The sequence below is a fragment of the Pseudomonas sp. AP19 genome (assembly GCF_001728855.1).
Taxonomy (GTDB): domain Bacteria; phylum Pseudomonadota; class Gammaproteobacteria; order Pseudomonadales; family Pseudomonadaceae; genus Aquipseudomonas; species Aquipseudomonas fluorescens.
Map to the genome: position 1 here is coordinate 23,595 of NZ_LXJP01000065.1, position 12,001 is coordinate 35,595.

The following is a 12,001-nucleotide window of genomic DNA, read 5'->3' on the forward strand; positions in this document are numbered from 1 at the left end:
AGCTGACCCGGAACACTATGGAAAACAGATTAGGCAAAGGGCTGTCATTTGCCAGACGTATCTACAAGCCAAGAATCATCGGCCTGGGGGTTGGTTGCATCAGCGTCGTCGGCGCTCTTTACCCGCTGGCGATGCCGAGCTGGGTCTGGGCGTTCCTGCTATTCAATGGGTTTGCCTGGGCTCATGTGGCCTACCAACTCTCCGTTCGCTCGCCGTTTCCGTATCAAGCCGAACAGCGCAACTTGCTGTATGACTCGTTCTTCATCGGTTTCTGGGCCGCCACCACCCAGTTCAGCCCTCTGACGACGGTGACCATTGTGTCAATGATGACCATGAACAACGTCGCTGCCGGCGGTAAGCGCCTGTTTCTGCGCGGGTTACTGGCACACGCCGCAGGCATTGGCGTGGCGTGGGGCGTGTTCGGAATCCACTTTAACCCCAGCGTCAGCCTCACCCAGGTCTACACCTGCCTGCCGATGCTGATGCTCTACCCCGTGGCCATCGGCATGGTCTGCTACCAGTTGGCGATCAAGCTGTCGGAACACAAACGCGCCCTCAGCGCCCAGAGCCGTATCGACAGCCTGACCGGCCTGCTCAACCATGGCTCGTGGAAAGACCTGCTGAACCTCAAGTTCCATAAGTGCCAGCAGCAACACGGCCACGCCACAATCGCCTTGATCGATATCGATCACTTCAAGCAGATCAATGACACCTACGGCCATATCGTCGGTGACGCGGTATTGCGCCAACTGAGCCAGAAATTGCGCCTGCACCTGAGACAAAACGACTTGGCCGGCCGTTACGGCGGCGATGAGTTCTGTGTGATTCTTCCGCAAATGCCACTGGAAGAAGCGGCGCAGGTCATGGAACACCTACGCGAAATATTCAGTAACTATCGCAATGCGCAGATCCCTGAACTGCGCGTGAGCCTGAGTATTGGCCTGGCAGACTTCCGGCCCCTCTACAGCGATGCCGCCATGTGGCTCAACGCCGCGGATCGCGCGCTGTACGCGGCCAAGAACACCGGTCGTAACCGGGTGACGGTCAGCGACTACGTCATCGCCCATTCCGCCTGAGTCGTCCTACGACATCCCGTCTGAATCTTCTGTCAGCACGCCCCAGCGATAGCATAATGCCGCCATTGGTCGCCTCGCTCAGCCTGGTCCTGCAATCGCAGCGAACTTCTTGGCAGGCTTATCACTCTGAATCCGTTGTTCAACCCCCTCTGTCAGCACCAGGAAGCTGACAATGAGCAAGTCAACCGTAAGGCCCAGGGCCGTACGGGGTCAGGCGCACATTCCATGGATACCTCAGACGCGTGCTTCCCCGAGCCCTCGAACATGCTATTCAACGCCCATAAAAAAACCATCAGTACCCTGCAACACACCAACGCCCAGCAAGCCAGCCTGCTGGATGCCATTGAACGCTCCATGGCCGTGATCGAATTCGACCTGCAGGGCGTCGTGCTGCGGGCCAACGACAACTTCCTCAAGACCATGGGCTTTCGCGCCGAACAGGTCGTGGGCCAACCTCACCGGATGTTCTGCACACCGGCCTTCGCGCGCAGCGCTGAGTACAACCAGCTGTGGACGCAATTGCGCAATGGCCAATTTCAGTCCGGCACCTTTGAACGGGTGGCTGGCAACGGACAGTCGGTGTGGCTGGAAGCCAGCTACAACCCGGTGCGCAATGACACCGGCCAAGTGATCAAAGTGGTGAAGTACGCCATGGACGTCACACCGCGCCTGCAAGCCGAAAGCGAAGCCAACGCCAAACTGGGCGCCATCGACCGCGCCATGGCGGTAATCGAGTTCAACCTCGACGGCACCATCCTCACGGCCAACGACAATTTCCTGCAGCGCATGGGTTACACCCTGTCGCAGATCCAGGGCCAGCATCACCGGGTATTCTGCAAACCGGAGTTGGCGAACAGCTCGGCATACAGCGAGTTCTGGAAACGCTTGAACCAGGGCGAGCTGTTCAGCGGCCAGTTCGAGCGCATTGATAAAAACGGCCAGATCGTGTGGCTCGAAGCCAACTACAACCCGGTCTACGACGCCAGCGGACGCCTGTGCAAAGTGGTGAAATTCGCCTCCGACGTCACCGCCAGGGTGCAACAGCATGCCGCCGACGCTGCGAGCGCTACCCAGGCGTACCACATCTCCATAAACACCCGGGACATTGCCGAAAAAGGCGCCGACGTGATTCAGCAGACCGCCAGCGGCATGCGCGCCATCGCTGCCGACATTGACGGTTCCTCACAACTGATCGCCAAGCTGGGCGAGCGCTCGCAACAAATCACCGCCATCGTTAACACCATTCGCGGGATCGCCGACCAGACCAACTTGCTGGCGCTGAATGCGGCCATCGAAGCGGCGCGCGCCGGTGAGCAAGGCCGTGGGTTTGCCGTAGTGGCCGATGAAGTGCGGCAATTGGCGGCACGGACCAGCGGCTCGACGGCGGAAATTTCCAGCATGATCGCGATGATCCAGGACGAAACCCGCCAAGCCATCGAGAGCATGGACGGCACCCGCGACCGTGCGGCGCTGGGGGTCGACCTGGCCAACCGGGCAGGCACGGTCATCCTGCAAATTCGCGAAGGCACGAGCGAGGCGGTACAAGCAGTGAGCGTGTTTGCCAACGAGCGGGGCAACCACTGACGGTTCTTTCATGTGCCTGGCTGGGGGCTCGGTCTATAGTGCGTGCTGGTCTTAACGCTTAGGATTCGAGCCCGCCATGACCCCAGACGCCACGCCCCCAGCAAAGCCGCAAGCGGCCCCCGTCGACCATTTGCGTTTTCACCGAGCCCACGCCCACCTGGCGACGACCTTCGGTAACGACACGTTCGCCCTCAAGGCCGAAGCCTTCGCGCGCTTCTTTGGCACCCCGACGTTCCTCGGCGCACAAACCGTGATCGTGCTGGTGTGGATCGTGCTCAACGTAACCGGCATCACCCAGTTCGACGTGTACCCGTTCATCCTGCTCAACCTGGCCTTCAGCCTGCAGGCAGCCTATGCCGCGCCATTGATCCTGCTGGCCCAGACGCGTCAGGCCGCCCGCGATAAGGCGCAGTCCGACGCCGACGCACAACACCGCGAAGCCATTGCCATCGCCAACACCGAACGTCAGGCCCAGGCCGAACAGACCACCCAGCAACTGCTGGAGTTGCTGGAGCAGAACACGCGGCTAACGGAAATGACCAAACAGCTCACCGAGCGTATCGAGACCCTGACGTGCGAAATGCATGAACACTTTGTGCGCAAAACCTAACGACGTAATCCGCGCACATGCCGTCCCAACTCATCAAACAACGCCACCACCGAGCGCAGCGCCCGGCAATCCGGGCGCGTCAACAACCACAGCGCCGTGTCATGCCCCGCCAGAGTGGGGCCCAGCGGCTGCAAGCCCTCCTCCAATAGAAAATCCGGCAGCGCAGCCACCCCCAGCCCCGCGCGTACCAGTTCGGTGACCGACAACATGCTGTTGCAGCGGTAACTGGGGCGCACACCCGGCAAGTGCTCACGGCGCCAGGCGACGGTGGGGTGGTCGGGCAGAAAGTCATCCGGGGCGATCCAGGCCAGCTCGGCCAGCTCGCGTCCTGCATGCCGCCGGGCGAAATCTGCACTGGCGCACACCTGATAGGCCACCGTGCCCAGGCAACGGCCGACAAGATGTTCCGGCGGTGTCTTGGTCAGGCGTAGGGCGATGTCAGCATCGCGACGGCTGAGGTTGGCAAAGTCATTGGAGGTGCTCAGTTCCAGCGTCAACGCCGGGTACTCAGGCATGAACTGCGCCAGCGCCGGTAACAGCAAGCCTTGCAGCACCGAGTCGGTACAGGTCAGGCGCACGGTGCCGCTGATCACTTCACCGCCCTGCTCCACGCCGATGCGCGCCGCCTCCAAGGCTTGTTCCGCGCGCTCGGCCTGCTGCGCCAGATGGCTGGCCAAACTGGTGGGCAGGTAGCCGGCGCGGCTTTTTTCAAACAAGGTCTGGCCCAGCGCCGCTTCCAATCGCCGCACCGCGCGGAATACCGTGGACACATCCACCCGCAACAGTGCCGCCGCCCGTGCCAGCGTGCCGCCGCGAACCAGGGCGAGGATCAGTGACAGGTCGGGGTAATCCACTTGATAGTGCGTGACTGCATTGAGCATGTGGGTAAACGCCAATTTTGATTGCATGAACGCCAATCTATAGTGCCACCCAGGACACAACAAGCCATGGGACGTACACGATGAACGCCACCACCCTGCACCTCGCCCTGATAGGCGATTACCACCCCGATGTGATTGCACACCAGGCGATACCCGTGGCGCTGCAACACGCAGCCGACAACTTGGGCGTGAGCGTTCACGCTGAATGGCTCGCTACCGACTCGATCACACCCACCCGCGAACTGCACGGCTTTGACGGCTTCTGGTGCGTGCCCGCCAGCCCCTACCGCGACACCGACGGCGCGTTGCGTGCGATCCGTTTCGCCCGCGAGCAACGGCGCCCGTTCCTCGGCACTTGCGGTGGTTTTCAACACGCGGTGCTGGAATATGCCCGCAACGTGCTGGGCTGGGCGGATGCGGAACACGGCGAATTGGCCCCGCAGGCCACCCGCGCGGTGATCACACCGCTCAGTTGCACGCTGGTCGAAGCGACGGACACTGTGCGCCTGGTGCCATACACGCGAATCGCCGAGGCCTACGGTACGCTGGCTATCCACGAAGGTTATCGCTGCCGCTACGGCGTGAACCCGGACTTCGCCAGTGCGCTGCTCGAAGGCGACTTGATCCCCAGCGGCCATGACTCGGCGGGCGATTTGCGCGCCGTAGAACTGCTGAACCACCCGTTTTTCGTCGCCACCCTGTTCCAGCCGGAGCGTGCAGCACTCAAAGGCATCACGCCTCCGTTGGCGCTTGCCTTGCTCAAGGCCTGTCTGGATGCATACCGATGATTGCCAACACGCCCGCGGTTCCTTATTACGCGGTGATTTTCAGCTCGTTGCGCACCGAAGGTGATCAAGGCTACGGCCAGGCGGCTGCCCGCATGCTGGAACTCGCGCGTGAACAACCGGGGTTTCTGGGGGTGGAGTCGGCACGCGAAGACGGCTTGGGAATCACCGTGTCCTACTGGGAAAACGAGGCGGCGATCCTCGCCTGGAAACAGCAAGCTGAACATCGCGCCGTGCGCGAACAAGGGCGTGCGACCTGGTATTCGGCATGCCATACGCGCGTGTGCAAAGTGGAGCGGGCCTACCTGTTTGAGCGCTGAAAATGTACCCCTGTGGGAGCTGGCTTGCCTGCGAAGGCGGTGTGTCAGCCAACCGATGTAGAGGCTGACCCACCGCCATCGCAGGCAAGCCAGCTCCCACCTTTGATCTTCAACGTCTGTAGAGCAGCATTCGCTCAGCTGACCAAACTGCGCAACGCGCTGATCTGTGGAATTTCCACCCGGCGCATGTACACCCGCAATGGCTCGGTGATGTTGATGCGGTCGTCGATGTTCTGGTCCAGCAGCAACTGAAGGCGTTCGCGCGACAGGGTCATGCTGTCCTCAGCGGCGGGTAACCAGACAAACTCAGCGGTGGGAATGATGCCGTCATCGGCCACATCCATGCCAAACGAGTCTTCGCTGAAACGCACGATGTATTGGCCGGTTTTGCGGTTAAGGCCGACAAAACCGTGGAGTTGGTCGGCCGCCTGGCAGATAAGTTCGGACGTGATGCGCATGGTAAACCTCACTGAAAAGTCCCACTGGGACTGGAAAGATGGTTTACACGCGTGGCAGAAAATACTGCCCTCTGATGGGGCAGCTTCGGTCAAGAATACTGCAATGCACCACAAAAAAACCCATAAAAATGGCCACTGCGCACGTTAATGTCGGTTTGGTGATGGCGCCTTTCGCAATCAATTGTTAAAAAGGACGCCTTCTCAAAGTTACCTCCACGAAAGGACTTCGCATATGCCTGTCACGTTTTCCAAGAGCGCCTTGCTGCTCGCTCTGCTGCTCGGCCTTGGCCAGGCACAGGCTGCCGACCCGATCAGCCCGGCTGAATTGGCGACAAACGAAGGCATTCCGTACCCGGCCGTCATCGCCCACCGTGGTGCTTCCTACGACGCCCCCGAATCTACCGCCGCCGCCTACAAGCTCGCACGCGACCTGGGTGCCGACTACCTGGAAATGGACCTGCAGCGCAGCAAGGACGGCGTGCTGTTCGCCCTGCACGACAACAACCTGCAGCGCACCACCGACGTGGCCAGCAAATTCCCGGAGCGCAAAGACGCCCCCGCCAACGAGTTCACCTGGGCTGAATTGCGCACCCTGGACGCCGGCAGCTGGTTCAACGCCGCCTACCCGGACCGCGCTCGCCCTGCGTTCGTCGGTTTGAAAATCCAGAGCCTGGACGAAATCATCAAGATCGCCGAAGGCAACCCGCAGCACAAACCCGGCCTGTACATCGAGACCAAAGAGCCCAAGCAATTCCCGGGCATCGAAGCCGACCTGAAAAACAAGCTGCTGGACAAGGGCTGGTTGAGCTCCGCCGGCTCCAAGCTGGGCAAGAGCAACACGGGCGTGGGCCAGGGCAAGGGCCGTGTGGTGCTGCAAACGTTTGAAAAAGACAGCTTGAAAGAGCTGCAGAAAGAAATGCCGAATACCCCGAAAATCCTCTTGCTGTGGGTGGGCCCAGGCAGCATCGAGCCGAAATCCGCGCAGACCTTCGCTGAATCCGGCGAGCCGACCAAAGCCGCTTACTACGCCAAGCAAGCACCGAAAGACGCGGCGGAATTCGAAAAATGGGTCGACGAAGCCAAGCGCCTCGGCGCCATCGGCACTGGCCCATCGGCCGAGCTGACCAACCATGGCGACCAGAGCTACACCGACCTGGTGAAGCCTGAGATGAACAAGCTGACCCACGACAAGGGCCTGCTGGTGCACGTCTATACCGTCGATGAGCCGGTGGACTTTGAAAAAGTGATGAAAGCCGGCGTCGATGGCATCTTCACCAACCGCGCCGCCGAACTGCTGAAGTTCTACAAGCGCTGGCCGTCGTCGAGTGTGCAGGATTTGCTGAAGGACAACGGCTACTGAGTGAGTCAGGCATTGGTGTCAGTGCGCCATTAAGGATGAGTTAAGTTGCGCCGGTTAATCTGGCGCCACTTAAACAGCTCACCCAGAAGGACATACACCATGAAAACCCTGACCGCCCTGTTCGCCGCCACTGCCCTGACCCTGACCGCCGGCCTGGCCCAGGCTGACGTTCGTCCGGACCACATTGAAGGCCTGCTCAAGTCCGGCGCAGTCATGCCGTTTGAAAAACTCAACGCCGCTGCCGTGGCCACCCACGCCGGTGCCAGCATCACCGACACTGAGCTGGACCACAAAAACGGTGTACTGGTTTACGAAGTTGACCTGACCGACACCGCCGGCAAACGCTTTGAAGTGAAGCTCGACGCCAAGACCGGTGCCGTGCTGGAAAACAAGCAAGACAGCTGAGCCAACCGCCAAAAAAACCGCGCCACTTTCACAGTGGCGCGGTTTTTTTATGGGCGCTCGTCAGTCGAGGCAGGAAAACTATCCCTCGCGTTAATGAAATTACCCCTACGGCGCGCAAGGTCGCTAGAATCGCGTTTATTGGCCTGGGCACAACGCTCACCACCTTCGGGATCGAGATCACTGCATGGGGCAGAAAGCCGCCGACATCGCAACCATTGGCCGCATCAGTGCCGTACCCGCGATGCTGCAAGTCATCAGTGACATGACCGGCATGCGTTTTGCGGCGGTGGCCCGGGTGACTGACGACTCGTGGACCGCTTGCGCCGTGTTCGACCAACTGGCGTTCGGCCTCGACGTCGGTGGCGAACTGGAACTGAACACGACCCTCTGCCACGAAATTCGCGGGTCCCACGTGTCCGTCGTGATCGACAAGGCCAGCGAAGACCCGCTCTACCACGACCACCACACCCCACGCCTCTACCAGTTTGAAAGTTACATTTCGGTGCCGGTGTTCCGCACCGATGGGCGCTTCTTCGGCACGATTTGCGCCTTGGACCCAAACCCCGCCCCCCTGCGCAGCAGCACGATCCAATCGACCATGGAGTCGTTCGCCCGTGTGCTTTCCCTGCAGATTGAAGCGGAGGAAGCGTTGCAAAATACCCAGGCACAACTGCAGGAAGAACGCGGCACCGCAGAACTGCGCGAACAATTCATCGCCGTGCTGGGGCATGACCTGCGCAACCCGCTGTTCGCCATCAACGTGGGTGCTGAACGGCTGCTGCGCAAGTACCCCAACCCCGCTACCGATCCGCTCGTAGCGCACATCCTCGCCAGCGGCCGGCGCGCCTCGCAACTGGTCGAGGATGTACTGGACTTCGCCCGCGGGCGAATGGGCAACGGCATTCCACTGAATATCGGCGATTGCGACGGCCTGCAAGAGGCACTGCTGCATGTGATCTCGGAGGTGCAAAGCGTGCACCCACAGCGGGTGATTCAGGCAAACATCGCTGACCTTCAAGGGGTAAAAGGCGATCGCGATCGGTTGGCACAGTTGCTCTCCAACCTGGTCGCCAACGCCATCCACCACGGCAGCCAGGACGGCCCGGTGGAAGTCACCGCGCGGATCGAACACGACCATTTCAAACTGACGGTAAAAAACGCCGGGCAGATCAGCGAGCAAGCCTTGCCCCGGTTGTTTCAGCCCTACTCACGCCCCGCCACCCACACACCCCAAGCCGGGCTGGGCCTGGGGCTATACATCGTCGAGCAGATTGCCCTGGCCCACGGTGGAGAACTGAGCGTGTCGACCTCTGAGCAGCACGGCACGGTGTTCAGCTTCAGCCTGCCGACCCTCTGATCAGGCGCCCAGACGCGCCGTCACTTCATTGAGCTCAGCCGACAAGCCTCGCAGGTGCTGGCTGGCCGCCTCCGTGCGCTGCACATTGTCCATGTTCGCCGTGGCCACGGTGGTGATTTGCGTGATATTGCGCGAGATATCTTCAGCCACCGAGGTCTGCTCCTCGGCTGCCGTGGCGATCTGGCGGTTCATGTCACGGATCGCCTCCACGGCCAGCGTGATGTGATTGAGCATAGCGCCGGCCTGGGAGACTTTTTCCACACTCTCATCGCTGCACGACTGGCCACTGACAATCGCCTCGGCCGCATCCACCGCGCCGGTTTGCACCGCGTGGATAATCTGGTTGATCTCGATGATCGACGCCGCCGTGCGTTGTGCCAGGCTGCGCACTTCATCGGCCACTACCGCAAACCCACGGCCCGCTTCACCTGCCCGCGCGGCTTCAATGGCAGCGTTGAGCGCGAGCAGGTTGGTCTGCTCGGCGATCCCACGGATCACCTCCAGCACTTTGCCAATGCGCACACTGTCGGTTTCCAGGCGACGGATGATGGTGCCGGTGTTGAGGATTTCATTGCGCATCTGGCCAATGGTGGCGATGGTGACCTTCATCACTTCGCCACCTTCACGGGCCGAATGATCCGCCTCATCGGCGGCGCGCGAGGCACTGGCCGCATGGCGTGCAACTTCCTGGGCGGTGGCCGACATCTCGGTCATGGCGGTGGCCACCTGGTCGGTGCGGTTGAATTGTTCATGGGTACCGTTGGCCATCTGCCCGGCAATCGAACTCAACTCGCCGCTGGCAGTCACCAGGTCGGTGGCGCTGCGTTGCAAGCGGTTGAAGGTTTCCGCGAGGAAGTCGCGCAGCGTATTGGCCGCAGCGGCCAGATGGCCCAGCTCATCCTGACGGCGGCTGGCAACACGTTCGGCAAAACGACCGTGGCTCAGTTGGGTCACGTAGTCGATCAAGCCGCGAATCGGCAGGATCAGGTTGCGGTTGATCAGCCACACGCTGAACAGACCGATCACCACACCCGATAGCAACATGACTGCCAGCCCCACCAGCACCGTGCGTTCGGCATACGCGCTGATGGCTTGGGACTGCTGGCTACCCTGGGCGCGCAGGTCACTGACCAGGGCGCTCATCTGCTCACTGGTAGCGCGGTCAACACCTTTGACGGCCGTGTCGCCCGCCGTCGGGTCGGCACCGGCTGCCTGGTAGGCATCACGCCCCTTCTGATAAGCCACACCCAACTGCAAGTGTTCCTGACGCAGGCTGTCAATGCGCCGGCTCAGGCCGGGGTCATTCTGAGTCTGGCTGACCAGCCGTGTGAGAATACCCTGCACATCGCGTTGCCGGTCCTGGAACTGGCCCCAGTATTTCTCCAGGTCCTGAGGCTGCTTGCCGCGCAGCAATACGTTTTTCCACTCCTGCACTTGCACCTTGAATTGCAGATTGGCTTCGTCAATCAATTGAGAGGTGAGCAAGGGCCCTTCGATCAGGCTGCGATAACTTTGCACGCCGTTAGAAAGGAAGTAGAAACAGGCCAGTGCGATCAACAAAATCGCCAGCAGACTGCCACTGAGCAGCGACAAAATTTGTGCTCTCAAGGAAGTGCGCAAAATATTCATGGGGGGATGCCTCAAAACAAGGAAAAAGGTGCAAGCACGCCATAACGTCCCTGTCAGCAAGGCACAGCCCATTTGCAGCGGTCCTTATGCCTTGAATCGGCCGTTCTAGAGGCTTCTTGAACGATTTCTGACAGGTGGCCAATAAAATGTCACCTAAACGAAATAAACCGCAAACCGTCACAATTTTGTCAAATTTACTTGCAATGATTCGCCCACGCGAACCTGTGAAACGTCCTACAGGCGCTTTCTCTGCGAGCCTCCATGAACCACAGCATCGACCACGGCCATCAGGACCCTGATCTGTTTGGCCTGCTTTACGGTTTTCGTTTTCGCCCCGGTGAAAAAGGTGAGCAGATTGACTCGGCCACTGCGCTCGCGGTACTCCAGGCGCCGCAAGACCCGGAAGAATTCCTCTGGCTGCACCTGAACCTGGCCCACGCGGCATGCGAGCGCTGGATGAAGGCCAACCTGGCATTGCCGGATGAGTTTTTCGAAGCCCTGCACGAAGGTTCACGCTCCACCCGCATCGAGCACGTCGACTCGGCCCTGCTGGCGGTGGTCAACGACGTGGTGTTCAATTTCAGCAGCATGGTCTCCTCGGATATCTCCACGCTGTGGGTGTGCGCACGCAGCCGCTTGCTGGTGAGTGCGCGCCTGCAACCGTTGCACTCGGTGGATAAATTGCGCTCGTCGGTGAAGGCCGGTGAACGCTTCCGTTCGCCGCTGGAATTGTTGGTGCATTTGTTGCGCGATCAAGGCGAAGTGCTGACACAGATCGTGCGCAAGACCAGCCTCAGCGTCGACCATATCGAAGACCAGTTGCTGTCCTCGCGCCTGTCCACCAACCGCGCCGAACTCGGCGCCGCACGCCGCGTGCTGGTGCGCCTGCAACGCCTGCTGGCCCTGGAGCCGGGGTCGCTGCTGCGCCTGCTCAACCGCCCGCCGCAGTGGCTGCAAAAGGAAGACGTGAAGGAGTTGCGCAAATCCACCGAGGAGTTTGCGCTGATCATCAACGACCTGACCGCGTTGGGTGAGCGCATCAAGCTGTTGCAGGAAGAGATCGCCGCTAACCTGAATGAACAAAGTAACCGTACGCTGTTCACCCTCACGGTGGTGACGGTGCTGGCGCTGCCGATCAATATCATTGCCGGGTTTTTCGGCATGAACGTGGGGGGTGTGCCGCTTTCGACTGACCCGGAGGGGTTCTGGATTCTGGTGGCGTTGGTGGCGACGTTTACCTTGATTGCCGGGCGCTGGGCTTTCCGCAAGCGCAAGGATTATTGAGCCGCGTCTCGACCTGAAAGGGGATCAAGGGTGGGCGCTGGCTTGTTTGCGATAGCCATAGGTATATACGTGTTTTTTACGGGTTGAGTGCTGTGGTTGTCGGGGGCGCGCTGGGTACATATCCGTTGTTTGAGTAACGGCCGCTATGGGTTCCGCCCTTACGGCGGGTCACTTTGGAAAAGCCCCAAAGTAACCAAAGGGCTCTTGCCCCACCACTCGGCACCTCGCTTAGGCTCGGTGTGCCCTCGCTCC

The 12,001-nt window shown here is 60.5% G+C and carries 11 protein-coding genes and 2 pseudogenes; 10 read left to right on the forward strand and 3 right to left on the reverse strand.

The window, feature by feature from the left end; genetic code table 11:
• Positions 1-17: 17 nt before the first annotated feature.
• The 4 genes and pseudogenes from A7D21_RS29310 (at position 18) to A7D21_RS29320 (ending at position 3,270) form a co-directional block, all read left to right on the forward strand.
• Positions 18-1,076: a diguanylate cyclase gene (locus tag A7D21_RS29310; RefSeq protein ID WP_053257641.1), complete on the forward strand. Its 1,059-nt coding sequence runs from the start codon at positions 18-20 to the stop codon at positions 1,074-1,076.
• Between the two features lie 264 nt (positions 1,077-1,340).
• Positions 1,341-2,111, forward strand: a pseudogene (locus A7D21_RS36720) (PAS domain-containing protein); the annotation flags it as partial.
• Positions 2,112-2,228: 117 nt separating this feature from the next.
• Positions 2,229-2,660 (forward strand): annotated as a pseudogene (locus A7D21_RS36725) (methyl-accepting chemotaxis protein); the annotation flags it as partial.
• Positions 2,661-2,736: 76 nt separating this feature from the next.
• Positions 2,737-3,270: a DUF1003 domain-containing protein gene (locus A7D21_RS29320; RefSeq protein ID WP_053257643.1), complete on the forward strand. Its 534-nt coding sequence runs from the start codon at positions 2,737-2,739 to the stop codon at positions 3,268-3,270.
• Here A7D21_RS29320 and A7D21_RS29325 read toward each other — a convergent pair.
• Entirely contained in the window at positions 3,267-4,151 is an 885-nt protein-coding gene (locus A7D21_RS29325) for a LysR family transcriptional regulator (RefSeq protein WP_053258031.1), read from the reverse strand. The genes A7D21_RS29320 and A7D21_RS29325 overlap by 4 nt on opposite strands.
• Before the next feature lie 80 nt (positions 4,152-4,231).
• Between A7D21_RS29325 and A7D21_RS29330 the strand changes: the two genes are divergently transcribed.
• On the forward strand, positions 4,232-4,939 hold the full coding sequence (locus tag A7D21_RS29330) for a CTP synthase (protein ID WP_069553342.1): 708 nt from the start codon (positions 4,232-4,234) through the stop codon (positions 4,937-4,939).
• Positions 4,936-5,256, forward strand: coding sequence for an antibiotic biosynthesis monooxygenase (locus A7D21_RS29335; protein ID WP_069553343.1), 321 nt, complete (start codon positions 4,936-4,938; stop codon positions 5,254-5,256). Before A7D21_RS29330 ends, A7D21_RS29335 begins: the two co-directional genes overlap by 4 nt.
• Positions 5,257-5,390: 134 nt before the next feature.
• On the opposite strand, the gene A7D21_RS29340 is transcribed toward A7D21_RS29335, so the two are convergent.
• The gene (locus tag A7D21_RS29340) at positions 5,391-5,714 is read right to left on the reverse strand and encodes a DUF2025 family protein (protein ID WP_069553344.1); all 324 of its coding nucleotides are present in this window, start codon (positions 5,712-5,714) and stop codon (positions 5,391-5,393) included.
• Between the two features lie 232 nt (positions 5,715-5,946).
• Here A7D21_RS29340 and A7D21_RS29345 point away from each other — a divergent pair, with 232 nt between their 5' ends.
• The 3 genes from A7D21_RS29345 (at position 5,947) to A7D21_RS29355 (ending at position 8,836) form a co-directional block, all read left to right on the forward strand.
• Positions 5,947-7,074, forward strand: a complete 1,128-nt coding sequence (locus A7D21_RS29345; RefSeq protein WP_069553345.1) for a glycerophosphodiester phosphodiesterase — start codon at positions 5,947-5,949, stop codon at positions 7,072-7,074.
• A 99-nt stretch (positions 7,075-7,173) separates the two neighbouring features.
• Positions 7,174-7,479 (forward strand): PepSY domain-containing protein, encoded by a 306-nt coding sequence (locus tag A7D21_RS29350; protein ID WP_053257648.1) that lies wholly within the window; start codon positions 7,174-7,176, stop codon positions 7,477-7,479.
• A gap of 184 nt (positions 7,480-7,663) precedes the next feature.
• The gene (locus tag A7D21_RS29355) at positions 7,664-8,836 is read left to right on the forward strand and encodes a GAF domain-containing sensor histidine kinase (RefSeq protein WP_069553346.1); all 1,173 of its coding nucleotides are present in this window, start codon (positions 7,664-7,666) and stop codon (positions 8,834-8,836) included.
• On the opposite strand, the gene A7D21_RS29360 is transcribed toward A7D21_RS29355, so the two are convergent.
• Positions 8,837-10,465 carry a methyl-accepting chemotaxis protein gene (locus A7D21_RS29360; protein ID WP_069553347.1) on the reverse strand — a complete coding sequence of 543 codons (1,629 nt, stop codon included), beginning with the start codon at positions 10,463-10,465 and terminating at the stop codon, positions 8,837-8,839.
• Positions 10,466-10,726: 261 nt separating this feature from the next.
• Between A7D21_RS29360 and A7D21_RS29365 the strand changes: the two genes are divergently transcribed.
• Positions 10,727-11,749, forward strand: a complete 1,023-nt coding sequence (locus A7D21_RS29365; protein ID WP_069553348.1) for a transporter — start codon at positions 10,727-10,729, stop codon at positions 11,747-11,749.
• Positions 11,750-12,001: the final 252 nt, after the last annotated feature.

Excerpts from the sequence above, each read along its gene's own strand:
- A7D21_RS29310 (WP_053257641.1), top strand. The coding sequence starts at position 18 with ATGGAAAACAGATTAGGCAAAGGGCTGTCATTTGCCAGACGTATCTAC.
- A7D21_RS29320 (WP_053257643.1), top strand. The coding sequence starts at position 2,737 with ATGACCCCAGACGCCACGCCCCCAGCAAAGCCGCAAGCGGCCCCCGTC.
- A7D21_RS29325 (WP_053258031.1), bottom strand. The coding sequence starts at position 4,151 with ATGCTCAATGCAGTCACGCACTATCAAGTGGATTACCCCGACCTGTCA.
- A7D21_RS29330 (WP_069553342.1), top strand. The coding sequence starts at position 4,232 with ATGAACGCCACCACCCTGCACCTCGCCCTGATAGGCGATTACCACCCC.
- A7D21_RS29335 (WP_069553343.1), top strand. The coding sequence starts at position 4,936 with ATGATTGCCAACACGCCCGCGGTTCCTTATTACGCGGTGATTTTCAGC.
- A7D21_RS29340 (WP_069553344.1), bottom strand. The coding sequence starts at position 5,714 with ATGCGCATCACGTCCGAACTTATCTGCCAGGCGGCCGACCAACTCCAC.
- A7D21_RS29345 (WP_069553345.1), top strand. The coding sequence starts at position 5,947 with ATGCCTGTCACGTTTTCCAAGAGCGCCTTGCTGCTCGCTCTGCTGCTC.
- A7D21_RS29350 (WP_053257648.1), top strand. The coding sequence starts at position 7,174 with ATGAAAACCCTGACCGCCCTGTTCGCCGCCACTGCCCTGACCCTGACC.
- A7D21_RS29355 (WP_069553346.1), top strand. The coding sequence starts at position 7,664 with ATGGGGCAGAAAGCCGCCGACATCGCAACCATTGGCCGCATCAGTGCC.
- A7D21_RS29360 (WP_069553347.1), bottom strand. The coding sequence starts at position 10,465 with ATGAATATTTTGCGCACTTCCTTGAGAGCACAAATTTTGTCGCTGCTC.
- A7D21_RS29365 (WP_069553348.1), top strand. The coding sequence starts at position 10,727 with ATGAACCACAGCATCGACCACGGCCATCAGGACCCTGATCTGTTTGGC.